The 22,517-nt window shown below is 45.1% G+C and carries 18 protein-coding genes and 1 riboswitch; of the genes, 6 read left to right on the forward strand and 12 right to left on the reverse strand.

The genetic code is table 11. From position 1 onward, the window contains the following. Position 1 precedes the first annotated feature (1 nt). Together ACVHUV_RS00945 and ACVHUV_RS00950 are read right to left on the reverse strand one after the other, a co-directional pair. Positions 2-994, reverse strand: a complete 993-nt coding sequence (locus ACVHUV_RS00945; protein ID WP_462085812.1) for a FecCD family ABC transporter permease — start codon at positions 992-994, stop codon at positions 2-4. Further along, complete coding sequence (locus ACVHUV_RS00950; RefSeq protein ID WP_462085813.1) at positions 987-1,967, reverse strand: ABC transporter substrate-binding protein; 981 nt, start codon at positions 1,965-1,967, stop codon at positions 987-989. Before ACVHUV_RS00950 ends, ACVHUV_RS00945 begins: the two co-directional genes overlap by 8 nt. Positions 1,968-2,096: 129 nt before the next feature. Beyond that, positions 2,097-2,280: riboswitch (cobalamin riboswitch) on the reverse strand. A gap of 244 nt (positions 2,281-2,524) precedes the next feature. Here ACVHUV_RS00950 and ACVHUV_RS00955 point away from each other — a divergent pair. Then, positions 2,525-3,769, forward strand: coding sequence for an IS4 family transposase (locus ACVHUV_RS00955; RefSeq protein ID WP_462085814.1), 1,245 nt, complete (start codon positions 2,525-2,527; stop codon positions 3,767-3,769). Positions 3,770-3,968: 199 nt separating this feature from the next. On the opposite strand, the gene argS is transcribed toward ACVHUV_RS00955, so the two are convergent. Both argS and ACVHUV_RS00965 read right to left on the reverse strand, forming a co-directional pair. Next, a complete protein-coding gene (argS, locus tag ACVHUV_RS00960) occupies positions 3,969-5,636 on the reverse strand; it encodes an arginine--tRNA ligase (RefSeq protein ID WP_462085815.1) in 1,668 nt (555 codons plus the stop codon). Next, positions 5,633-6,058 (reverse strand): YwiB family protein, encoded by a 426-nt coding sequence (locus ACVHUV_RS00965; RefSeq protein WP_462085816.1) that lies wholly within the window; start codon positions 6,056-6,058, stop codon positions 5,633-5,635. Before ACVHUV_RS00965 ends, argS begins: the two co-directional genes overlap by 4 nt. A gap of 205 nt (positions 6,059-6,263) precedes the next feature. Here ACVHUV_RS00965 and ACVHUV_RS00970 point away from each other — a divergent pair, with 205 nt between their 5' ends. Beyond that, positions 6,264-8,318: a transglycosylase domain-containing protein gene (locus tag ACVHUV_RS00970; RefSeq protein WP_462085817.1), complete on the forward strand. Its 2,055-nt coding sequence runs from the start codon at positions 6,264-6,266 to the stop codon at positions 8,316-8,318. Between the two features lie 355 nt (positions 8,319-8,673). Here ACVHUV_RS00970 and ACVHUV_RS00975 read toward each other — a convergent pair whose 3' ends face one another. Further along, on the reverse strand, positions 8,674-9,204 hold the full coding sequence (locus tag ACVHUV_RS00975) for a YwhD family protein (RefSeq protein WP_317944583.1): 531 nt from the start codon (positions 9,202-9,204) through the stop codon (positions 8,674-8,676). A 68-nt stretch (positions 9,205-9,272) separates the two neighbouring features. Between ACVHUV_RS00975 and thmT the strand changes: the two genes are divergently transcribed. Then, the gene (thmT, locus tag ACVHUV_RS00980; protein WP_317944584.1) at positions 9,273-9,461 is read left to right on the forward strand and encodes a 2-hydroxymuconate tautomerase; all 189 of its coding nucleotides are present in this window, start codon (positions 9,273-9,275) and stop codon (positions 9,459-9,461) included. A gap of 443 nt (positions 9,462-9,904) precedes the next feature. Here the strand turns inward: thmT and ACVHUV_RS00985 are convergent, their stop codons facing one another. The 3 genes from ACVHUV_RS00985 to ACVHUV_RS00995 form a co-directional block, all read right to left on the reverse strand. Next, the gene (locus ACVHUV_RS00985) at positions 9,905-11,083 is read right to left on the reverse strand and encodes an IS256 family transposase (RefSeq protein WP_462085818.1); all 1,179 of its coding nucleotides are present in this window, start codon (positions 11,081-11,083) and stop codon (positions 9,905-9,907) included. Between the two features lie 836 nt (positions 11,084-11,919). Further along, on the reverse strand, positions 11,920-12,426 hold the full coding sequence (locus ACVHUV_RS00990; protein ID WP_317944586.1) for a YwgA family protein: 507 nt from the start codon (positions 12,424-12,426) through the stop codon (positions 11,920-11,922). Between the two features lie 16 nt (positions 12,427-12,442). Beyond that, complete coding sequence (locus ACVHUV_RS00995) at positions 12,443-13,741, reverse strand: HD domain-containing protein (RefSeq protein ID WP_462085819.1); 1,299 nt, start codon at positions 13,739-13,741, stop codon at positions 12,443-12,445. 192 nt (positions 13,742-13,933) lie between these two features. Between ACVHUV_RS00995 and ACVHUV_RS01000 the strand changes: the two genes are divergently transcribed. After that, entirely contained in the window at positions 13,934-14,563 is a 630-nt protein-coding gene (locus ACVHUV_RS01000; protein ID WP_317944589.1) for an RsfA family transcriptional regulator, read from the forward strand. Between the two features lie 20 nt (positions 14,564-14,583). On the opposite strand, the gene lipL is transcribed toward ACVHUV_RS01000, so the two are convergent. Then, positions 14,584-15,414 carry an octanoyl-[GcvH]:protein N-octanoyltransferase gene (gene lipL, locus ACVHUV_RS01005; protein ID WP_462085820.1) on the reverse strand — a complete coding sequence of 277 codons (831 nt, stop codon included), beginning with the start codon at positions 15,412-15,414 and terminating at the stop codon, positions 14,584-14,586. 260 nt (positions 15,415-15,674) lie between these two features. Here lipL and hemQ point away from each other — a divergent pair, with 260 nt between their 5' ends. After that, on the forward strand, positions 15,675-16,424 hold the full coding sequence (gene hemQ / locus ACVHUV_RS01010) for a hydrogen peroxide-dependent heme synthase (RefSeq protein ID WP_462085821.1): 750 nt from the start codon (positions 15,675-15,677) through the stop codon (positions 16,422-16,424). A 126-nt stretch (positions 16,425-16,550) separates the two neighbouring features. On the opposite strand, the gene ACVHUV_RS01015 is transcribed toward hemQ, so the two are convergent. The 3 genes from ACVHUV_RS01015 to ACVHUV_RS01025 all read right to left on the reverse strand — a co-directional run bounded on the left by ACVHUV_RS01015 (position 16,551) and on the right by ACVHUV_RS01025 (position 21,871). Beyond that, positions 16,551-16,754 carry a hypothetical protein gene (locus ACVHUV_RS01015; protein ID WP_462085822.1) on the reverse strand — a complete coding sequence of 68 codons (204 nt, stop codon included), beginning with the start codon at positions 16,752-16,754 and terminating at the stop codon, positions 16,551-16,553. Between the two features lie 97 nt (positions 16,755-16,851). Then, a complete protein-coding gene (locus ACVHUV_RS01020; protein ID WP_462085823.1) occupies positions 16,852-19,920 on the reverse strand; it encodes an efflux RND transporter permease subunit in 3,069 nt (1,022 codons plus the stop codon). Positions 19,921-21,016: 1,096 nt separating this feature from the next. Further along, positions 21,017-21,871 carry an aminopeptidase gene (locus ACVHUV_RS01025; RefSeq protein WP_462085824.1) on the reverse strand — a complete coding sequence of 285 codons (855 nt, stop codon included), beginning with the start codon at positions 21,869-21,871 and terminating at the stop codon, positions 21,017-21,019. Between the two features lie 89 nt (positions 21,872-21,960). On the opposite strand from ACVHUV_RS01025, the gene ACVHUV_RS01030 reads away from it, so the two are divergent. Then, positions 21,961-22,380, forward strand: coding sequence for a cell wall hydrolase (locus tag ACVHUV_RS01030; protein WP_462085825.1), 420 nt, complete (start codon positions 21,961-21,963; stop codon positions 22,378-22,380). Positions 22,381-22,517 lie beyond the last annotated feature (137 nt).

Here is a 22,517-nt window from a genome sequence, read left to right on the forward strand (position 1 = left end):
GTCACATCGCCCCTTTCCTTCTCTGTCTGTAGAAAATATACGCAAACACTGGTGCTCCGATAAATGCGGTAATGACGCCAACTGGTAGTTCTGTTGGTGAAATGATCGTGCGGGCAATCAAGTCACAGATGATGAGCAATGATGCACCGTTTAAGAATGATAATGTCAGTAAATGACGATGGTCAGACCCCCACATGAGTCTTGTCATATGCGGAACTACGAGGCCAACAAAGCCGATTGTACCGGATACTGCGACAGCGGAACCTGTTAAGATGGAGCCGCCGATAAGGATCATAAATTTTCGTTTTTTAACGTTTACGCCTAAATGATGGGCACGTTCTTCTCCAAATAGCATCGCATTTAATTCACGACGGTTCAACCAAAGAATGAAGGAGCCGATGACGACAAATGGCAGGATCATGAGAATGTAATTCCAACCGCGCATGGACACACTGCCTAGAAGCCAGCCGATAATTTGGCGGAGTTCTTCGCCGGTGAGGGCAATCATTAATGATAGAACTGAGCCTAAGAAGGACCCGAAGATGATGCCTGTCAAAATGATCGTCTCCATTTTCATGGAACGGTCGACGAGACGTGCGAAGCCGATGACGAGAAACATTGTAATTGCTGCACCGGTCATGCTGAAAAACGGTAAGGTGTATGTGCCGACAATCGGAATGGACAAGCCAAAAAAGAGTGTCATAACCGCACCAACAGAGGCGCCGGATGACACTCCGAGGGTGTATGGATCAGCAAGTGGGTTTTTTAATAAACCTTGGAATGCGGCTCCTGCAATGGCGAGCGAGGCGCCGACTAGTCCAGCTAAGATAACACGTGGCATGCGAATTTTATATAAAATGTTCGTTGCCGTCGTATCGGATGCGTCCCAAAATGTGTTGATTGGAATATGTACCGTTCCGATTGAAACACCGAGCCAGACCGCCACGAGTAATGTGGCGGTGGACACGATGTAGGCAGTGGTTGCTTTATTCACCAAAAGCCTCTGGGTATACTGCTTTCGCTACTTCTTCAAGACCGAGTGCAAGACGTGGACCAGTACGACTCGTCAAGTTTTCATCGACTTGAATGACTTGGTCTTCTTTTACGGCTGTAATGTCACCGAAGCCATCGCGGTTTTTCACGCTTTCGATAATGTCCGGCACATAGCTATACATGACGATAATAACGTCAGGATTTTGGTTGACGATTTCTTCAGGACTGATCATCACCCAACCTTCTTCAGTGACAACGTTTTCCGCACCGATCATGTCCAAGATTTCTTGCATGAACGTGTTTTTACCCGGTGCATAGATGGAAGGTGCATCGGATGTTTCGATAAATACACGCTTTTTGTTTTCAACTTTTTCTGTTTTCTCGATCACTTCAGCGACTTTCGCTTTCATGTCTTCGATAATTGTTGTTGCTTCTGCTGTTTTTCCAGTCGCTTGACCGATTTGTTCGATCGTTGTGTATGTTTCTTCAAAGTTCGTTGCGTTTTTCACGACAAACACTTGAACGCCCGCATCGCGGATTTGTTGTAAGCCTTCTTCACCAGTGCTCAGACCGGATTCGTGTGCGAAGACAACATCCGGTTGCATCGCTACGATTTTTTCGACGTTAAACTCCATGCCGCCGATTTTTTCTTTTTCCAATGCTTCTTCAGGGTAATTATCATAATCGTTGACGCCAATGATTTCTTCGTTCAAACCAAGGGCAAAAAGGATTTCTGTGTTACTTGGCATCATGGACACGATTGTTTTTGGTGCTTCTTCAAACGTGATTTCATTGCCGACAGCATCTGTCAAGGTGACAGGGAATGCTACTTCTTCAGACGCTTCTTGTCCGTCTGCTTGCCCGTTTTCAGTTACAGGCGTTTCCTCTTTTTTCGGCTCGTCCGCTGTACCGCATGCCGCAAGCATGAATGTCGCGAGCACGGCCATGAGTAGTAATTGCAAAAACTTCTTCATTGCTCGTTCCTCCTGTTTTGTCCAAATAAAAATCCCCCGTTTGTCAACGGAGGAATGTGCTCAGTAAAAATCCGGTACGACGTTTCTAACTTGCTTGTACCGATTTTCACCAAACCTATCCTCGTAGGGTACGGGTGATTCATGAAGGCAGGTCTCCTGGCTCGTGCGTAACGCTCGCTGCGCCTTCCCGGAACGATTCCAGTGGCACTTGCAGTTTGCTTGCACATACAGTGGCGGGACCGCGTCGGCATTGAACCGACTTCCCTTTTAACCCCGGCGTTGGAAGCGGGGCACCTTCATGTTTGGGTATGTAATTTTCAATTCTGATTCATTATACTATACATTTCGACAATGTCGAGAGTCCTATTTTTTTGGTGCCTGTCCCCGAAACAATTGTGAATTGTTTCGGGGACCACTAGCGTTGCACCACAGTAAAAAAATAGATGATTTAAATAAAAAATAGAATAAAAGACTTGAAGAACGACAAAAAAACTCCTAATGTAGGTAAGGAAGCGACGACTAAATCAGTTCCCTTACACTACAAAAAGGAGTAAGCCATGAAAAGTGTAAACCCTAATTTAGTCTTTCGTCAACTCTTATCCAATTTACCAGATAGTATTTTAGCTTGTCCTTTAATGAATGGTACGAATAAAATTACTGACTTCTCAATCGTAAAACTCTTTATTATGGCGAATGTTGCACAATGGCATAGTCATCGGGACATTGAAGCAGGAATCCAGTCAGACGAGGCATTTAAGAAAGAGCTTGGAATTGATTTTATCAGCTATTCTACAATTAGCCGTCGTCTGAATGGATTAGATACTGAACACTTAGTTGATCTCTTTAACCGTATTGCACGAAGGTATTGGCAAGTAAAAGGAGTAGCTAAAGGAATAAATTCTAATGTTGGAGTACTAAAAATCATAGATGCAACGTATGGGAAATTACCAAAAAATGCGTTAAACTGGACTGCAGTTTCTAAGGACTCTTGCGGCATTAAATTGCATATACGGGTCGCTTTAGCCTCTGCAAATAGCGTCTATCCAGAGAAAATGATTCCTTCTACTGGGAATATAGCGGACTCCGACGCTGTCAATCATATCATTGATGCTGATGGCGCATTATATGTCATGGATCGTGGCTACGCCCACAAGACAAAGATGGGCGGCTGGATGGAAAGAGGCGTTCAATTTCTCGTGCGTACGCGCAAGAATTTTAGAATGGAAACGCTAGAATCAGAAACGCCAACGCATGATAAGGTCCTTCGCAATGAGTTGGTTTCGATACTCACGCGCGAAGAACCACTGCGCTATATTGAGTTTGTAGATGACAAAGGAACTCACTTTCATCTAATAACCAATCGATTGGAACTGACTGAAGAAGAGATCATGGAAACGTATAAAAACCGTTGGTATATTGAGCTTTTCTTTAAGTGGTTAAAGCAGCATGTCAAGATTGATCATTTGTTTAGCACTTCTCCAGTTGGCATATGGAACCAGATGTACATTGCGCTCATAACAGTGGCATTGGCAGAAATCCTGCGACTCATTCATATGCCTAATCGAACACTTTGGACACTCTTTAGAAACGTCAGGTTGTATGTGTTTAAAACGATTAGAAAACTGTTAAACTACGTCAACCGAAAGCTTAGAAAGAGTAAAGGAAGGCAAAAAGTGTCCAAGGAAGAAGAGAAACCAATAAATTATGGTGAAGACTCTGCCATTGTCGACCCGATAAATAAACAACATTTCATCAAAAAAGAGAAGAAGTTAAAAGCAACAAAGAAAAACAAAGCTAAATAAATTAAATTACAAAAAAAGGGAACTGATTTAACTGTAGACCCCTGTTCCCTTTTTTAAATTTTACCGGAGTACCATAATGTAAAAATATAGATTTTAATGTATTTAGTGTAAACTATGCAACGCTAGTGTTCGGGGACAGGCACCAACACGATTCAAAATATTCGCCCTTCCGTCGTGAAGACGGAAGGGCGAAATGGGGTTACATTTTTTCAGGTGCTGCGACGCCAATGAGTTTGAGGGCGTTGGCGATTGTTGTGCGTGTTGCTGTGATGAGTGCTAGGCGTGCTTCGGATAGATCACGGTTTTCCGGGTCGAGCACTTTTTCCGCATTGTAGAAGCTGTGGAATTCAGCTGCGAGTTCCTGGATATAGACTGTGATCCTGTGTGGTGAGCGTAGTCTTGCTGCATCGCTCACAAGACGTGGGAAGTCACCGATTTTTTTCAACAGTGACAGTTCTTTTTCCGTCTGTAAAAGATCGACGTGATCTGTTGAAGCAGCAAGGTTTGCGTCGCCTGCTTGACGCAAGATGGATGAAATGCGTGCATGTGCGTATTGCGCGTAGTACACCGGGTTTTCGTTCGATTTGGAAATCGCAAGATCTAAATCGAAGTCCATTTGCGCATCGGATGAACGCATTGCGAAGAAATAACGAACAGCATCCAGGCCGACTTCTTCGACGAGTTCACGCAATGTGACCGCTTTGCCGGTACGCTTACTCATTTTAAATTTCTCGCCGTCTTTGTACAGTTGCACCATTTGTGTCACTTCTACTTCAAGCGTGTCGCGGTCGTAGCCTAATGCTTCGATCGCTGCTTTCATACGTGGAATGTAGCCATGGTGGTCTGCTCCCCAAATGTTGATCAGCTTATCGAATCCACGACGCAGCTTGTCTTCATGGTAGGCAATGTCCGGCGTTAAGTACGTGTAGGAGCCGTCATTTTTAATAAGCACGCGGTCTTTGTCATCCCCTAAAGTTGTGGAGCGGAACCAAGTCGCCCCGTCTTCTTCATACACATGCCCATTTGCACGCAATTTGTCGAGTGCAACACCGATTTTCCCATCTGTATAAAGGGATGTCTCAGAGAACCAGTTGTCAAAAGGTACACGGAAGTCTTCCAGGTCCTTTTTCAACTTCCCTAATTCATAATCCAAGCCGTATTTGCGGAAAAAGTCTTGCCGTTCTTGTTCTCCAACATGGACATACTTGTCTCCGAATTCTTCCGCCAATTTCTTCCCAATGTCAATAATGTCTTGCCCGTGGTAGCCGTCTTCAGGCATGTCCTTGTCCATTCCAAGTGCTTGGAAGTAACGTGCTTCCACTGACATCGCCAAGTTGTTCACTTGGTTCCCCGCATCGTTAATGTAATATTCACGTGAGACGTCAAAGCCTGCAAAATCCAAAATATTGCACAATGAATCCCCGATAGATGCTCCGCGTGCATGTCCTAGATGCAAGTCGCCCGTCGGATTTGCCGAAACGAATTCAACTTGGATTTTCTGTTGTTCACCGTAAGTCGAGCGGCCATAATCTTCTTTTTGGGCAAGCACCGTTTTCACGACATCCCCTAAATAATCGCTTTTCAGTCGAATGTTCATGAACCCTGGACCAGCAATCTCTACAGAATTGATGGACGTGGACGATGTATCGAGTTTTTCCAATATGGCTTCCGCGATTGCACGAGGAGGCTTTTTCGCAATTTTTGTGAGCTGCATTGCGATATTCGTCGCATAGTCACCGTTCTCTTTGTTTTTTGGTGTTTCGAGTAGAATGTCCGGGATGTCGGTTGCTTCCGCTAATTCTGCCGCGATGACGGCTTGGTGGAATGCTTCTTTAATTTCTTGTTGGATTTTTTCAACTGCGTTCATGCGTGTCCCTCCGTATATGTAATGAGTAGTTCATGTGTGCCGAGTCGTGCGCCGTCTGCATGCAATTCGTAGTGGGCGGTGAATCGACGATCTGTTACTTCCAGTTTTGTCGTTTTGACGAGTAGGTTAAACGCGACCGGTCCATTGCCGTATGTGCCAGGGCGAATGTCACCTGCTGTGAATGGCAAGCGCATTTGCACAGCACCTTTGCGCATGATGAATGCGTCGTCTTTGTCCAATTTGACGATTGTTTTGACAGGTTCAGCGTGCCCGCTTTCTTCAAATTGCAAATACGTCTTACCCGCTTTTTTTATCAATATCCCCGCTGCTGTTAGTTCGTGCGGCTCTGCTACTTGTCCTTCATGCTGAATGGACGATTGGAGCCGGACGTCTACGGGTTGACCGTCCTTGATTGATTCCACAAGAACACTTCCTTACTCTATCGATTTCTACGTCGTGCTTTTGTTGAGCGTGCTCGTAAATACTATCCATTATAACTTTTTTCCGTTGTCGTTTCCATACATCTACTGATTGGAATGAAAAGTCGTGCTTTTTCATAGGAATGCCGTTTAATCTTCGCCTTGCTGTCGCATACTGACTGCATAAAGATTGGGGGATCGATTGCCAATGAAGAGAGCCGATTTTAAAAAGAAAAGGAAGATGCGCACAGCAACGCGGATGCTACTTCTATTGTCAGTCACAGCGTTGACCGCGTTTTTCACGGTGTTAATTAGTCTTCGTTTGTATGCACAAATAACTGGCGCCCCTTCTTTGAGTGTGCCAAAGGCGAGTGTTTTCCTGGACAACAATGGTCGTCAGATTGGTGATAAGTTTTCAGCAGAGCGCAGGTATTGGGTCAGCTTGGACGACGTGTCGCCGTTTTTAATTGATGCGGTCATTGCAACGGAAGATCGCAATTTTTATGAACATAACGGTTTTGACTATAAAAGAATTGCCGGTGCAATATTAAAAGATATTAAGACGATGAGTAAGGCTGAAGGGGCCAGTTCCATTACCCAACAGTATGCCCGTAATTTGTTTTTGACACACGAAAAATCGTGGAGTCGGAAAATTAAAGAGGCGTTGTATGCATATCGAATGGAGATCTTTTACGAGAAAGATGTCATTTTAGAAGGCTACTTAAACACCGTTTACTTCGGACACGGGATGTATGGTGTCGAGGCGGCGAGCCGGTTTTATTTCGCGAAGGCTGCGAAGGATTTGACGCTTGAGGAAGCGGCAATCATTACGGCGATTGCCAAAGGGCCATCTGTCTATTCGCCCGTCGCCAATCCTGAAAAGTCGAGAGAACGCCAATTGCTTGTTCTTTCATTAATGGAAAACCAGGGTTTCATCACAGAAGTGCAAGAATCACGTGCGAAAGAAACAGCGGTTGCGTTGAAAACGGAAGAATGGGCAGACATGAAACGAGCTGCGCCATATTTTTTGGATGAAGTATGGCGGGAAGCAGAGAAAATATTAAGTAAAAAAGGGCGTTATCCTGCTGAAGGTGGCTGGACAATCCGAACGACTTTGGATCCTCATCACCAACAGACGGCTGAAGAGTACATTGAAAAGTGGATGCCGGAAAACGAATTGCAGCTTGGATTCATTTCCATAGAACCTGAAACCGGTGCAATTACATCGCTCGTCGGCGGGACGAATTATGCGGAAAGTCCCTTTAACCGTGTAACGCAAGCGAAGCGCCAACCCGGATCGGCGATGAAACCGATTTTGTATGCAGCTGCGCTTGAAAGCGGCTATAACCCGTTGACGTTCATGTCGACAGAAAAGACGATCTTTACGTATGATGAAGGACGGTCGACGTATGAGCCGAAAAATGTGAACGGGAAATTTGCCGGACACCCGATTTCATTAGCACAAGCACTTGCCATTTCGGATAATATTTACGCGGTAAAAACGTTGGAAGATATCGGGTACAAAAAATTTAATAAAATGGCGAACCGTTTAGGGATCGACGTCGAATTTCAAGAATCCCCTGCTGTCGCTTTAGGGACGTCGGAAGTGTCCTTGTTGGAAATGACGAATGCCTATAACCGGATTTCATCGGGCGGATTGCTCGTAGAACCGACGACAATCATTTCTATCACAGACTCGGAAGGAAAGACGGTTTATGAACAACCGAAACTCACGACGAAGCGCGCGCTTACTGAACAAGATGCATTTGTCCTGACGCATTTATTGACAGGCATGTTCGACCCGGTGTTCAATGATTACTCGATTGCAACAGGACTGTCCATGCGTTCGAAGCAATCTCGGCCGTATGCAGCGAAATCTGGAACGACGATTTCTGACCAATATTTGATCGGCTACTCCCCTTCCCTCACTGCAGGTATTTGGACGGGCTACGATGTCGGACAGCATTTGACGTCGCTTGAGGATAAAGCGGTATCCAAAAAAATCTGGATTGATTTCATGGAAACGGTACACGCCGGAAAAGCGCCAGAGCCGTTCATTCCACCAAAAGGTGTGAGCAGCGCAATTGTCGATGTACAGACGGGCGGCATCGCAGTCAATGAATGTCCAAAACAGCGGCTTATGTATTTGAAAGACAAGGATTTGCCGCAGCGGTTATGTACGGACAAGAACTTGCGTGAGCAATTGCATGGCGAGGAAGAAGATGCCGATTTTGAACTGTTCCCTTTTTCGTTTTTTGAATGAAGAGCGATAGGACATGATCGTGCACTTCTGGACGGGAATTAACGCAACATAGATTCATCTTTGCAGAATGGTTATACAGCAGGTACAAGTTCCAGTGCTTGCTTACTACCGTTCACAAGGCCAATCAAAAAAGCTTTGCACGCTGAATAATTCAGAAGTGCAAAGCTTTTTTACCGTCGCATGCGACCTATTTCATGCTCGTTCATTGCTTGGGTTTGGAATGAACAGCAAGCGAACAGGAGCGCACGTTTCGGTTGTCCTAGCTTACAATTGCAAGCTGTGAATTAAGTGTACTTCCTTTCCGGCTTACATTCAACCTCGGAAAGTGAAAGTGTGCACAAATGTCACATTTTGTTCATAATTCCGGTGAGTCCACACCTAAATCCACACGTAGTTTTGGTTCGCTATTGTCCCACATCTCTTGATTATGACTTGAAAGGAAATCAGCGAGAATCTTTTTGGACGTGTCATCCATATGGTCGACGATGATTTGGCGTTTCATCGATTTGTCCATCCGATTGACGTGGTCCGCAAGAATTTTATAGCCGCGTCGTTTTTCACGGTTGACGATCATTTCGCACGCTGTCACTCCAGCATAATACGGTCCGTTGGCATTGAAATCGATGGTGACCCAGACGAGCCAATACGGTTTTCCGCCTTCAGAGTCTTCCCGATTCGTCGTAAATTTGATGCCGCGTTCCGTGTCACTCCGTGCGTGCATCGCCCCGATTTCAATACGCGCGACCCCTTCTTCGATATCAACGATGACCGGCGAGACGTTTTCCAATGACAAGGAACCGATACCGAAGCCTCCGTGCCCGTCAGTCGGATCGTCTTTTATAATGGTGAATCCCATTTTCTGTTTTGGTTTCTGTTCATTCGACATTCCAATAACCCCTCCCACTCTGTTATTATATACACTATACATAAGTTTAAGCGAAAGGGGGAAATGGTATGCCATATGTAACTGTAAAAATGCTCGAAGGCCGCACCGAAGAGCAAAAACGCAACCTTTGTGAGAAAGTAACTCAAACTGTGGCGGAAACTACAGGCGCACCGATCGAGAACGTCGTCGTGTTCATCGAGGAAATGCCGAAAAACCATTACGCAGTAGCAGGACAGCGGTTGAGTGATAAGGAATGATTTGGGCGATGCGAGGATGATGATCCTTGCATTGTTTTTTTTTGGGGGTTATGCGGCGTTTGGAGGATTTATGCGGCGTTTCGGAGAAGTTTGCCGCGTTTGGAGAAGTTATGCCGCGTTTTGGTGAAGTATGCGGCGTTTGGAGAAGTTATGCCGCGATCCAGCGAAGTTTGAGTCAAGTCCTAAATCTTGTGTAAATTCCTTACTAATGTTTTCAACATGTCTACTAAAGAAATCTAATTGAACAAATTTGTTAATCCTGTTGAGAAGGATACTTAGCACAACTGGAACAAGGCATACGATTATCTCTCTCACAACTTTACTTGGAGAGGCGGGCATGATAGGCTTGTCGGAAAAGCCAGCATCTACATAAGCTGGCTTTCCTGGCTTAAGAGTCATGCCCGTAGAGGCTCCTAGTCAAGTTGTTAACGGCTTTTTAAGTCTTACGACTTCTTTGTGGTAAATAGTTTTCTGTTCCAGTTTTCATTTGCATCTACATAGCTAATTAATACTGCACCAATTAATCTAAAAGCTGATTGTGTATTCGGGAATATGTTGATGACTCTTTCGCGCCTACGGACTTCTAGGTTTAAGCGTTCTAAACTATTGGTGCTTCGTATGGACTTTCGATGTGAAATAGGATAGTTCATGTATTGAATTGCATCATCAAAACCTTCATCTAGGATCTTTAGTGCCTTTTGGTATTTCAAATCATTCTCATACTTCTCAAAGAATAAATCTTTTAATTTCCTTACTGTCTCTAGCTCTTCAGCCGCAAAGATACTCTTCAGTAAACTGGTTGCTTCTTGACGATCTTTCTTAGGAAGAACCTCTACAATATTGCGTTTAAAATGGACGGTGCAGCGTTGCCAAGAAGTTCCGATGAATTCTTGCCGAATCGCCTTTTTTAAACCTTCGTGTGCATCCGAAATGACCAATTTAGGTGATTGAAGTCCTCTTGAAATAAGGTGCTTGAAGAATCCAGACCAGCTAGTATAGCTTTCATTATGATCCACGCTCATACCAAGTATTTCTCTACGTCCCTCTTCATTAATTCCCATGGCAATGTAAACAGCTTTGGAGACCACTTTACTGTGTTCTCTAACTTTAATGTACATGGCATCGACGAAAAGATACGGATAATAAGCCGTGTTTAGTGGTCGATTTGCCCACTCGTTTACAATTGGATCGAGTTTAGAAGTTAACGAAGAAACAAACGATTTCGATACACTACTCCCACATAACTGTTCAACCACTTTGGTTACTTTCCGCGTAGAAACGCCGTTAACTACCATCTCAAGCATAGAGAGGATAAGTGCTTGTTCACATCTTGCATAACGTTCAAACACAGATGGAGCAAAATCACCTTGTCGAGTACGAGGTACCTTCAACTTGATCTTGCCTAGACTAACAGTGTAGTCGCGTTCGTAATAGCCGTTACGGTAATCCCTACGGCTGTCAGTCCGCTCATAAGCAGATGCCTGTAAATGTTCGTCACGCTCTTTCTCCATGAATTCATTCAGTACAAGCACAATTGTAGATTTTACAACCGCATCAATATTCGAATTCATCACAGAGTCTTTCAAAATATCCATATTTAAGTTAAAATTAAGTTGAGCCATTTTCTATTCCTCCTAAATGTTTATCGTGGTTGAAAACATTTTAACATAAGGAATAGAAATGGCTTTTCCTTTTTACACAATTATATGGACATGGCCGAAGTTTGCCGCGTTTGCTATTGTTCAATTAATGAGACCGCGGGTGGATATTTTTCAAAAGCGCTTCCTGCTCGCGCCTAATGCTTTTGACAAATTAATGGTTTGCTTAGAGGCGATTTGCTGAGTTTAGAGAAATTATGCCGCGTTTCGGAGCAGTTTGCTGCGTTTAGAGATGTTATGCCGCGTTTCGGAGCAGTATGCGGCGTTTGAAGATGTTATGCCACGTTTCAGCGAAGTATGCGGCGTTTGGAGATGTTATGCTGCGTTTCGGCGAAGTTTGCGGCGTTTGGAGATATTATGCCGCGATCCAGCGAAGTTTGCCGCTTTTGATATTGTTAAATCCACGAGAACGCGGAAGGTGAATTTTTCATAACGATTCCTAATCGCGCCAAATGGCTTTTGACAAATTAACGGTTTGCTTAGAGGCGATTTGCTGTGTTGGAGAAATTATGCCGCGTTTCGGAGCAGTATGCGGCGTTTGGAGATGTTATGCTGCGTTTCGGAGCAGTATGCTGCGTTTAGAGATGTTATGCCGCGTTTGGAGATGTTATGCCGCGATTCAGCGAAGTTTGCCGTGTTCTAGAGGCGTTTGCGGTGTTTCTGCCTCGTTATGCATTATTCGGAGGGAGTTTGCGGCATTGGCCTACAATGAATGCGGATTGCCGTAGCTAGTATGCGAGCCTATGACGCGATTCAAAAAGAAAAGCCCTTCCCTCTGCTATTAAAGGGAAAGGCTTTGTTCATGCACGGGTGCATGATTGTAGATCAGAGATGAAGGCGAAGGCGTCGGCCATTTCGGCTTCGGTGTAGTTGAGTTTGTTTTTGACGATGTGTACTTTTTCGATTTGCTCGGTTTGTGGGAGGTGATCGAAGTACAGGACGGTTGAGACGAGTTCGAGGAAGCGTGAGCTTTTGCCGTTGAGCTTTTCGATGCAGTCGTGTAGTTTTGCATGTGGGCTGTCGGCGGTCTCGAGGAATCGTTGGCCTTCGTCTGTGACATTGTAGCGATATTGAACGTAGGAGCCTTTGTCTGTGCAGTTTTCAGAGAGGAATCCCATTTCGCATAGTTCTTCGACGCGGAGGGTCAATTCCTCGGAATAAGGTCCGTACATATGTAGTTCGTATTTTTCGGCAAACGGGAAGTTCATCTTCTTGGCGATGTAGATCATTTTCTGCAACTTTTTCCGGCCGCTTACTTCGTTTGCTAGTGCGATGAATTGTACAATTTTGGCGTGTTCTTGCAGCAAGTATTCCCTCTCCTTCCTATTTTCGTAGCATTTCGAGAATCTGTTTATACAATGGCTGTTCCTCTTGTTTTGCTTCAAAGAGGTCTTCCGGGAAATAGATTTTATGGTCGGTCCGCCGTTTGCCGGATATGGCATCGACGATTTCCGATGAACGGGATAGCTCGCGCAACTCACCGCTCGGCATTTGCAAGTAGATCGGCACTCTTTCATTCTCCTCGCCGGGACGATAGAAATCATACGGCAAATCCGATGAAGAATCGGTCACTAAATAGTATTCTGGTTCAATGCCCGCTTCTTTGAAAAGTTGCTCGAGCTCACCAATTTTGCGATATTCCGTCGCGGGATCGAACTCTGCGTATTGAAAGAGTTTCCGATCGAGGAAACGATTGCATAAATCCGATAGAATCGCATCGTCCTCTTTTCGCCACCATTGGAAATACGTCATGAGTACGTGTTCATCGAGCGCGATGTAGTCTTCAAGCTCAATCGATCGGTCAAAGAATGATTGAAACGGCACTGGATCATATTTGAATGAGTAGCCTGCCGCATGTAAATGCTTGGCGCGGTGCAAGATTTTCATTAAGATTACTTCCGCACTTCTTGACACCGGGTGGAAATAAACTTGCCAGTACATTTGGTAACGGCTCATGATGTAATCTTCGACGGCGTGCATGCCGCTCGATTTAATGACGACTTGTTCTTCGTCTGGACGCATCACACGCAAAATCCGCTCCATGTCGAAATGACCGTAAGAAACACCGGTATAATACGCATCCCGTTGCAAATAATCCATCCGATCTGCATCAATCTGGCTTGAAATCAAACTGACGACAAGCTTATCCGGATAGATTTTGCCAATGATATCCGCCACTTTTTGCGGAAAATCAGGCGAAACGTTTCGGAGGACCGCATTCACTTCCGTGTCCCCTGTTAAAATCGCTTGTGTAAAATATTCGTGATCGAGTGTAAACACTTTTTCAAACGCATGCGAAAAAGGACCGTGCCCGAGATCATGCAACAAGGCGGCGCATAATGTTACTAACCGTTCTTCATCATTCCACTCCGCACGTCCGCTGAAACCATCATCAATGATCCGTCTCACAATTTCATAGACGCCGAGCGAGTGTTGGAATCGAGTATGTTCGGCACCATGAAAAACGAGATACGTCGTCCCGAGCTGTTTGATTCTACGGAGACGCTGGAACTCCCTCGTTCCAATCACATCCCAAATTACTTTGTCGCGCACATGGATGTACCGGTGAACGGGATCCTTGAACACTTTCTCTTCAGCCAGTTTCTCATTCTTATAATCCATCGTGCCCCTCCGTCCATGCATTTTCTTAAGTATATCAAAAAGACTGCGGAACGGTAGATGAAAAAAGGACGGATTTCCTTGAAATAAAGTGATATTTTTTGGAAAGTGTTCCAGTTTGAATGAATAAAAGGTTCATTGTCTGTACACACTGACCGTAAGAAAGAGACTATTAACATGGCAGGAGGCAAGGAGATGGTGAAAGTTAGACAGGATGCATGGCTTGAGGAAAATGATATTTTATTAGCTGAGACGGTACTTCGACATGTCCGTGAAGGCAGTACACAGCTTAGTGCGTTTGAAGAGGTCGGCGATGCGCTCAATCGGACCGCGGCCGCTTGCGGATTTAGATGGAACGCCGTCGTTCGCCGCGAATACGAAAAGGAATTGGCAGAGGCGAAAAAGGAACGGAAACAGGCAATGCGCGTTTTAGGGGCTGATTTCAAGCGTCGTACACAGCAACTATATAACCCTAGTCCAGGGGTGGAGCAGGATGAAAAAGCAGCTGTTCCGTTGTCCGCGTTATCACTTGATACGGTCATTGCGTATTTGATTCGTTTGCATCATTCGGGTGGCGGCGACTCTGAATCACTCAGATGGAAGCATACTGCTAAAATGGCAAATGATAAAGTCGAGAAGCTTGAGAAGGAGATTCAAAAACTCCGCCAAGAGAATGCGAATATCCGTAACGACTATGAACAGTTCGTGCAGATTATGAACCGTGCCCGTCGTCTCGTCACACTTGAAGAAGAAGACCGTACCGCGCCTGTATTCAAAATGGAGCGCAACGGAAATCTCGTATCAAAAGAACCGCCAGTCAACTGATCTGGCGGTTTTTTTGTCAATCATCGTGCAAGCATCTTTTGATTGCGCTCAACGACCCGTTTCAAATAAAACAAATACAATTCCATTTCATCAGACGTCAATCCACCCATTTGGACCTCTTTCTCCGATAAGACGTTCAACAACATTTGAATGCGAATGCAAACGTCACTGACCGTCAACGGCATGCCAAGCAACTCTGACAGTGACGCCATCACTTCAGGTTGAATGGTTGGGTAGGTGAATTTCGTCTGCTCCCCTTGCAACCCTTTTTCGTATAAATCGCGAACGAGTGCTGCGCGTTCGGACCCACTGCCCTCCACGCACAAGTACACTTGAACCGCCACGCCCAGACGTAGTCGTCGTTGTGAAATCCCTGCAAACTTCCGCCCATTGATACTCAAGTCATATGTCCCCGGGCAATAAGATCCTACAATTTCATACGCTTCAATTTGGTCCGCAGCTTCGGGGAACAGCAAGCGAACAAATTCAAGCATCGCTTCATACCCTTCCGGAATATCAATCGATCCCTCTTGTTCAGAGAGGACGATTGAAACATTCAGCACACCTTCGTCAAGGACGACAGCTAATCCGCCTGAATTACGGACGATTGTTTGATAGCCCGCTGCATGTAAAATGGGCAAGGCCTCCTCAATATGCGGGAGACGATGATCTTGAATGCCTAACACGACGGTGTTTCCATGCACCCATGTTCGGACGGTCGGAACGGAGTCCTTCTGCCCGACGAGGTGGCAAAGCGTGTCATCCATTGCAAAGGATTCAAGGGCGGAACGGTCTAAAGCGGTCATCGATTCATCAATAAAGCGCCATTTTGCTAGTTGTAAATTGGACATTTCTTTCTCTCCTGAATGTATGTGCAACGATAGTATGCAGGCCATTCATTGCCATAGACGCCTCGACAATGGACTGCACGCCTGATCGCTTTTCTTGTCTAGTTCTTTTCCGCTTTAAGCATACACTACAAACGAGTGAACGAACAACCTCGCCGTTCATGACGAATTGATGAATTAAACAGTTGATGAACATGTTTCTTAATGGGTTGTGCTACACTAAAGGAAGAAGTAAAACCATATATAAAGGAGTTTGATTTCACTTGAACGAAGCAGCGATTACACTCGATGGTTGGTATGTATTGCACGATTTACGGACGATGGATTGGGCGTCTTGGAAGTTAATTTCAAAAGAGGAGCGCCAAGCCGCTGTCGATGAATTTCTAGCATTTTTAGAAAAGCTTCAACAAGCGGATGACAATAAAACAGGATCACATGCATTTTATACAGTCGTTGGGCAAAAGGCTGATTTCATGCTCATGACGCTACGTCCGACGATGGATGAATTGCAAGAGCTTGAAACGGAATTCAATAAATTGACGATCGCGGACTACACGATTCCGGCGTACTCCTATGTGTCCGTTGTCGAACTGTCGAATTACCTTGCAGGCGAATCAGATGAAGACCCGTATCAAAATCCATATGTGCGCGGCCGTCTGTACCCAGAGTTGCCACGTAACCAATACATTTGTTTCTACCCGATGGATAAGAAACGCGAAGGCACCGACAACTGGTACATGCTCGATATGGACAAGCGTAAGGAATTGATGCGCAGCCACGGCATGATCGGTCGCGGGTATGCGGGGAAAGTAAAACAAATCATTTCCGGTTCTGTCGGCTTCGATGATTTCGAATGGGGCGTCACATTGTTCTCGGATGATGTGTTGCAGTTTAAGAAATTAGTATACGAAATGCGTTTTGACGAAGTGAGTGCGCGTTACGGTGTGTTCGGTTCGTTCTTTGTCGGGACGTTGCTTGATGAGGAGAAACGCAAGTCGTTCTTTACGATTTAATGCGGTGTTAACGTATACGTGTTTGTAATCACGTTTGGACTATTATAGCCAGAAAAGGTGAAAAGCAACAGGCGCTATCCCGTTCAATGGAGAATGGGATAGCGCCTTGTTTGCTTGCTATTTTATTTACTGCTTACGCTTAACAAACGCACTTACATAAAACACTACCAAACCACTAATCAAAATATAAAAAGATGAACCAAAAGCCGAGTGTTTTAAGTATGCATATAGAGAATGAATAGATAAAGCGACCACAAAGAAGATAAATCCTAATTCCACCGCTTTTGAAGTATTTTTCTTTTCTTCATCTGTCATTTTTCTAAATAACATTCTTACACCCCTCAATCAATTGCTTGAACTTGAACAGGCTTATCGTCAGCTTCATCATAAACATTTCTGATTTTCTTCTAAACGTTTACGACTCCCATCATGATTCCTTTACCGAGTGTTCGAAAGTATCGTTTCGATGTCCAATCAGCTTGTAATAGACCAAGTAGAGTGATGGAATCAAGACGAGTGTGAACAGACTTGAGAAGGCCAGACCAGCAATGATCGTGATCGCTAATGCTTCAAACAGCGGATCACCCGTTGCCGCGACTGGAATGAGTGCAACAATCGACGTCAAGGATGTTAAGACGATCGGTTTGATTCGTGCATAACCAGACTCGACGACTGCTTCCACGACATTCATGTTGCCTTGCAAACGCCTCGCTTCCACGAAGTCGATGAGCACGACCGCGTTTCGTACGACGATACCGGTCAGCGACACAATTCCCATGACGCCGAGGAAACTGAGTGGTGTTTGCGTGATGAACAATCCGAGGATTGCACCGGAAATCCCTAAGTACACCGCAAACAACACGAGGAACGGCAATGTAAATGATTTAAATTGGAAAGCAATGACGAGATAGACAAGTAAGATAACGACTAAGAATAAAATTCCGATTTCAGCAAAGAATGCTTGCTGGTCCGAATTCTCTCCACCTGTGGAAATTGTGTATCCTTCAGGTACATCTTGTTTTGCATCTTCTGCCGCCTCTAACATGGCATCCTTGAATCCATCTGCATCGCCGAATGCTTTCAATGTAATCGACCGCTCACCATTTTCGTGTGGTATTTGTGCGAGCAATGACGTTTCTTCAGTTGAAACCAATTCATCCAATGGGACAAATTGCGGTGGGCCCCCAGCTGCTGTCATCGAAGGTAGTTCAAACTGTGACAAGTCAATTGGCGCTCCACTTTCCACGCCTCGTTGTTTTAACACGACTTGATAAGGAATGTTGTCTTCATACAGTTTAAACAAAGGAACACCTTGTGTGAGCAATTGCAATTGGTTCGTCACCGTGCTTAACGCAATTCCATTGTCTTGAAGCGCTTGGCGGTTTGGTACAAATTCATTTGCAGGAACTGCTGCCCCTAAATTATCTGTAACAACCGTTGCCCCGTTTGCCAATAAACGCTCTTTCAGCTCATCCCGTAACGACGCGAGCTCCGTAATGTCATCGCCTGTCACAGTAACCGTTACCGGTGCACCGACTGGCGGTCCTTGAACGATTGTATCGAGGAAAATCTCTGCTTCTCCAAATCGCTCCCGCAGCTCAGGCTCCCATTTTTCAATAAACGCAGATGCACTTGTCTGTTCACGGTCAACACGGAACACTACCTGCCCAGTATTCGCCCCTACATTGTCCATAGATGCCGCAAACAAGCTCGGCAAACCGGTCCCCGTGAAAATGGCCGTCTCTTTTACATCTTTATCTTCTTGTTCAACTGTCGACACAATCTCTTTCAACACTTCATCAGTTTCCTCAATGGAAGTGCCTGCTGCTAGTCTGACATTCATTGTCACTTCTTCTTTATCCGCTGCCGGGAAAAATTCAAATGGCGTCAAAAATGCAAGGAACAACAACCCGGTCGCAATCCCTAATCCACCAAAGCCGACGAGTAACGGACGTTTCAATACAGACCTCAACACTTTTTCGGAATAAAAGACGGCAAGCTTCTCCAACGGCTTTCCAAGGAATCCAGGAGTGTCCGAGATTTTTTTATTGCGTCGCTTCGTTTTGACATATTGCAACATCGGCACGAGTGTCACAGACAACACCGTCGATGCAATAATTGTTGTGATCAAAATGCTCGGCAATGCCTTGATGAATGCGCCATTTCCACCTGACAGCAATAATAATGGTGAAAACGTTACAACAATCGCAAGGCTCGATGAAATGATCGACGTGTACACTTCTTTGACACCATTTACAGTACCGAGTAGTGGTGCATCCCCTAACTTATAACGACGCTGAATATTGTCATTGACGACAATGCTGTCATCGACAAGTATACCGATGGCAATAATCAGACCGATGACGGAGATTTGATTCAAATCCACGCCCATATACGGGATTGGAATCAGGCCAATTAACACAGAAGCAAGCACGGTGAGCGCTACCGCAAACGATCCGTAAATTGTCAACCCAGCAGTCGTTACAACTAAGACCGCCAACACTGCAATGAGTAGTGAAATGTACAAGCTGTCAAAGATCGTGTTGACGTTTTCAGCTTGAGACTCATAGTGTACCGCGGTGATCCCGTTCGGTAGGTCTTCAATGAAACCGTCCATTTTTTGCGCAACCTTTTTATCCATAGAAGGAATGTCTTTCCCCGGTTGCAAGAAAATCGTATACGAGATTGCAGGATTGCCTTCAAAAGTAATGAAGTCTTCCGCTTCCTTCTTCACTTCGCGGATGTCCGCAACTTCATCTAACGGAACCGCTGTTGCACCAACTTGTAGTTGTTTCAATTTCTCGATGCCTGTCGCTTGTTGGAGCGTTAACACGAGGTTTTCATTGCCATCATCATGCGTGCCAAGCGCAAGCGGCTGGTTCGCTTGTTGCAACGCACTCAGAACGTCACCTGGCTGCAAACGGTTTTGCACAAGCTTTTCGGTGTCAATTAAAATCTCGATTTGCTTATCTGTAAACCCTTTGACCGTAGTACCTGCTACACCTTCGATGGATCGTATTTCATCAGAAAGCTTTCCGAATGATTGCTCTAAGTTACCGAGCGCTTCCTCATCTCCCGTGAACATATAGGAGGACAGCGGAAACGCCAAGTCCAGCTTTTTCACATCAGGGGTCTGTGCATTTTCCGGCAACTCCCCTGCTGAACGCTGAACTTCCTGCTGGATTTTGCTAATTGTCTGATCTGAATCAATTCCGTCTTTCAACGATAACGTAATGATTGAGGCGGAGTTTGCCGATACGGACTTCATCGCGTCGATGCCATCAAGCTTTTTCATCGCACGCTCCAACGGGTTCGTAACAGACGACTCGACTTCTTCAGGTTCAGCACCCGGTAGAATCGTAGACACCATGACGACATCTACAGGCGTTTCAGGAATTTCTCGTTTGGGCAACGTCAAAAATGTGTAGACGCCAACGAGCATTAATATGAAAATCAAAAAAATGAATAGTTTACTTCTCTTCAATATGAAGGCCAATGTCCTCATTCCTTTCCGTTCAACTGGCAATAAACCCCTTATGATGGATTTATTCTAATCATGTCATAGTATTCACGTATTCTCAATTCTGGAAACTTGCTTGCTACCAACTATTTTGTGTCCGAAGGTTAAGCGAGCATCGATGAGCTTAATTGTACCTTGCATGTTGATATTTCGGAGGTAGTACGGAATTTGAGGGGATATATTGGACAATGAGTGCTGGAATTTCAAGAGGACAGGCAATTAGAAGTGCTCTATTTGACTACAGGCGTTGATATTTTTGGGGACGGGCATTTAGAAGTTCTCTATTTAACCGCGGGCGTTGATTTTCGGCGGTGACGGGCATTTAGAAGCCCTCTATTTGACCGCAGGTGCTGATATTCGGCGGTGACGGGCATTTAGAAGTCCTCTATTTGACCGCGGGCGTTGATTTTCGGGGGCAACGGGCATTTAGAAGTTCTCTATTTAACCGCGGGCGTTGATTTTCGGCGGTGACGGGCATTTAGAAGCCCTCTATTTGACCGCAGGCGCTAATATTCGGCGGTGACGGGCATTTAGAAGCCCTCTATTTGACCGCAGGCGTTGATATTCGAGAGTGACGGGCATTTAGAAGTTCTCTATTTAACCGCGGGCGTTGATTTTCGAGGGTGACGGGCATTTAGAAGCCCTCTATTTGACCGCAAGTGACGATATTCGGGGGTAACGGGCATTTAGAAGCGTTCTATTTGACCGCAAGCGTTGATTTTCGGGGGTAACGGGCATTTAGAAGCCCTCTATTTGACCGCAAGTGACGATTTTCGGCGGTGACGGGCATTTAGAAGCGTTCTATTTGACCGCAAGCGTTGATATATGGGGGTGACGGGCATTTAGAAGTGCTCTATTTGACCGCAAGTGACGATATTCGGAGATGCCGGGTATTTAGATAGCCTCTATTTGACCACGAGCCACAAAATTCAGGGGTGACGGGCATTTAGGAGCCACCTAATTAACCGAGAACGATAATAGCAGGACTCGCGGGTAATTAAGTAATTTATTATACTGCGAGTCCTGAACTTATAAGTGTATTCTATTTGGCATAACTTTTCATTGCAGGCATTTATTTCTCAGCAAGCCAGTTCAAGATATCCGCTTTTAGATCGTTGCCGTTCCAAAAGGTCAATGCCTGTTCTTCGCCAAGCTTCTCAACGAGATGTTCCATATAATCAGTCCCAAGTAAGTACCCGATTCGGTTATACCCAAAATAAGTTCCACCGGATAATCGGAACCACTCCCGTTCCTTCGCCATATCCCATTCCCCTGTTGCATCTTCTAAAAAGCGACGTTTTACTTCTGCTTTATTACGCTCATAGCACTCCACCCATGGTGCGCCTTCGTCATCGTACGTAAAATAGACCGGTTGTAGAAGGCCTGGAACCATTTTCTTTGATAAATAGGTCGCGGCTCCTTCTGTAAAAAGCGTCGTCAATCCATGCATCCAATCAATGGTCGACCAGTCAATCCCTTGGCGTGTAGCCAGTGCGAAATGTGTGACATGACCGATTTCATGCGCCGTAATGACTTGCAAGTGCTCATGTTTTGCCGATAGCTTTTCTGCAGCAAAAAAAATCTTGCGGCGATTGTCTCTCGTGACGAATGCGTTGGAACCGAATGTACCAACCATTAGTACATACGCTAAATCTAGGTCCAATTGATAAGTTTGTGCATAAGCCTCTTCAATGTCTTCGATAATCGCTGGCAAGGTATGTGAAATTGTACGGATATCCTCAATTTTACTGTCGTACTTGTCAATCGCAAGTTGGATGCGCTCATCGGTTTTTGGACAATGCATCGGAAAATAGTCTTTAAAAATTTTTTCGTGCTCATTGAAATATTGCTCAAGTTTATCGCGCGTTAGTGGCTTTTTCTCCTCGTAGAAAGATAGGAAACTTGGAATTCGGTTATCAATTTGCATGCGTGCTCTCCCCCTTTTCCTTAGTATAGATAAGTTTCTGTCATTTTCATAGAATGGCGAGCATATCGTTGAATTGAGGGGGTTATGCCGTGGCAGTCATTAAGGCCACTGACAAGGATGTTGATCTGTTAGCTCGATTAATGCGATCGGAAGCTGAGGGCGAAGGGCAGTTAGGAATGCTCATGGTCGGTAACGTTGGGGTCAATCGGGTTCTGGGGGATTGTTTGGATTTCACGAAAATCCGAAACATACAAGACATGGTCTATCAACGTCCGGGAGGCTTTGAAGCGACGACAAAAAGCTATTTTTATCAACGGGCTCGTGAGGTGGATAAAAAGTTGGCAAGACGGGCAATTGCAGGGGAGAAATTCCACCCAGCAACCCGCTCACTTTGGTTTTTCGAACCATCTGGAGCTTGTCCTCCACAGTGGTACAATCAACCAAACACAGGCAGATACAAAGCACATTGCTTCTTTGCCCCTACCGTTGAAGATTGCCCACGCGTATAACCGTCAGTACCTGTGCGAATCGACAAGCATGCAGCAGCTCTCTTTTATTCCACCCTTTTTAAGACGTGAAAATGAAGGGAAGTTGTGCGCATCAGTCGCTTCCGCAACAACGACAGCCAGAGTACGGAATTTTGCCT

It is taken from the genome of Sporosarcina saromensis, from assembly GCF_054901285.1.

Bases quoted from the DNA above. Each gene is read 5' to 3' on its own strand.
- ACVHUV_RS00950 (WP_462085813.1), bottom strand. From the start codon at position 1,967: ATGAAGAAGTTTTTGCAATTACTACTCATGGCCGTGCTCGCGACATTC.
- ACVHUV_RS00955 (WP_462085814.1), top strand. From the start codon at position 2,525: ATGAAAAGTGTAAACCCTAATTTAGTCTTTCGTCAACTCTTATCCAAT.
- argS (WP_462085815.1), bottom strand. From the start codon at position 5,636: ATGAACGCAGTTGAAAAAATCCAACAAGAAATTAAAGAAGCATTCCAC.
- ACVHUV_RS00970 (WP_462085817.1), top strand. From the start codon at position 6,264: ATGAAGAGAGCCGATTTTAAAAAGAAAAGGAAGATGCGCACAGCAACG.
- ACVHUV_RS00975 (WP_317944583.1), bottom strand. From the start codon at position 9,204: ATGTCGAATGAACAGAAACCAAAACAGAAAATGGGATTCACCATTATA.
- thmT (WP_317944584.1), top strand. From the start codon at position 9,273: ATGCCATATGTAACTGTAAAAATGCTCGAAGGCCGCACCGAAGAGCAA.
- ACVHUV_RS00985 (WP_462085818.1), bottom strand. From the start codon at position 11,083: ATGGCTCAACTTAATTTTAACTTAAATATGGATATTTTGAAAGACTCT.
- ACVHUV_RS00995 (WP_462085819.1), bottom strand. From the start codon at position 13,741: ATGGATTATAAGAATGAGAAACTGGCTGAAGAGAAAGTGTTCAAGGAT.
- ACVHUV_RS01000 (WP_317944589.1), top strand. From the start codon at position 13,934: ATGGTGAAAGTTAGACAGGATGCATGGCTTGAGGAAAATGATATTTTA.
- lipL (WP_462085820.1), bottom strand. From the start codon at position 15,414: ATGTCCAATTTACAACTAGCAAAATGGCGCTTTATTGATGAATCGATG.
- ACVHUV_RS01015 (WP_462085822.1), bottom strand. From the start codon at position 16,754: ATGTTATTTAGAAAAATGACAGATGAAGAAAAGAAAAATACTTCAAAA.
- ACVHUV_RS01025 (WP_462085824.1), bottom strand. From the start codon at position 21,871: ATGCAAATTGATAACCGAATTCCAAGTTTCCTATCTTTCTACGAGGAG.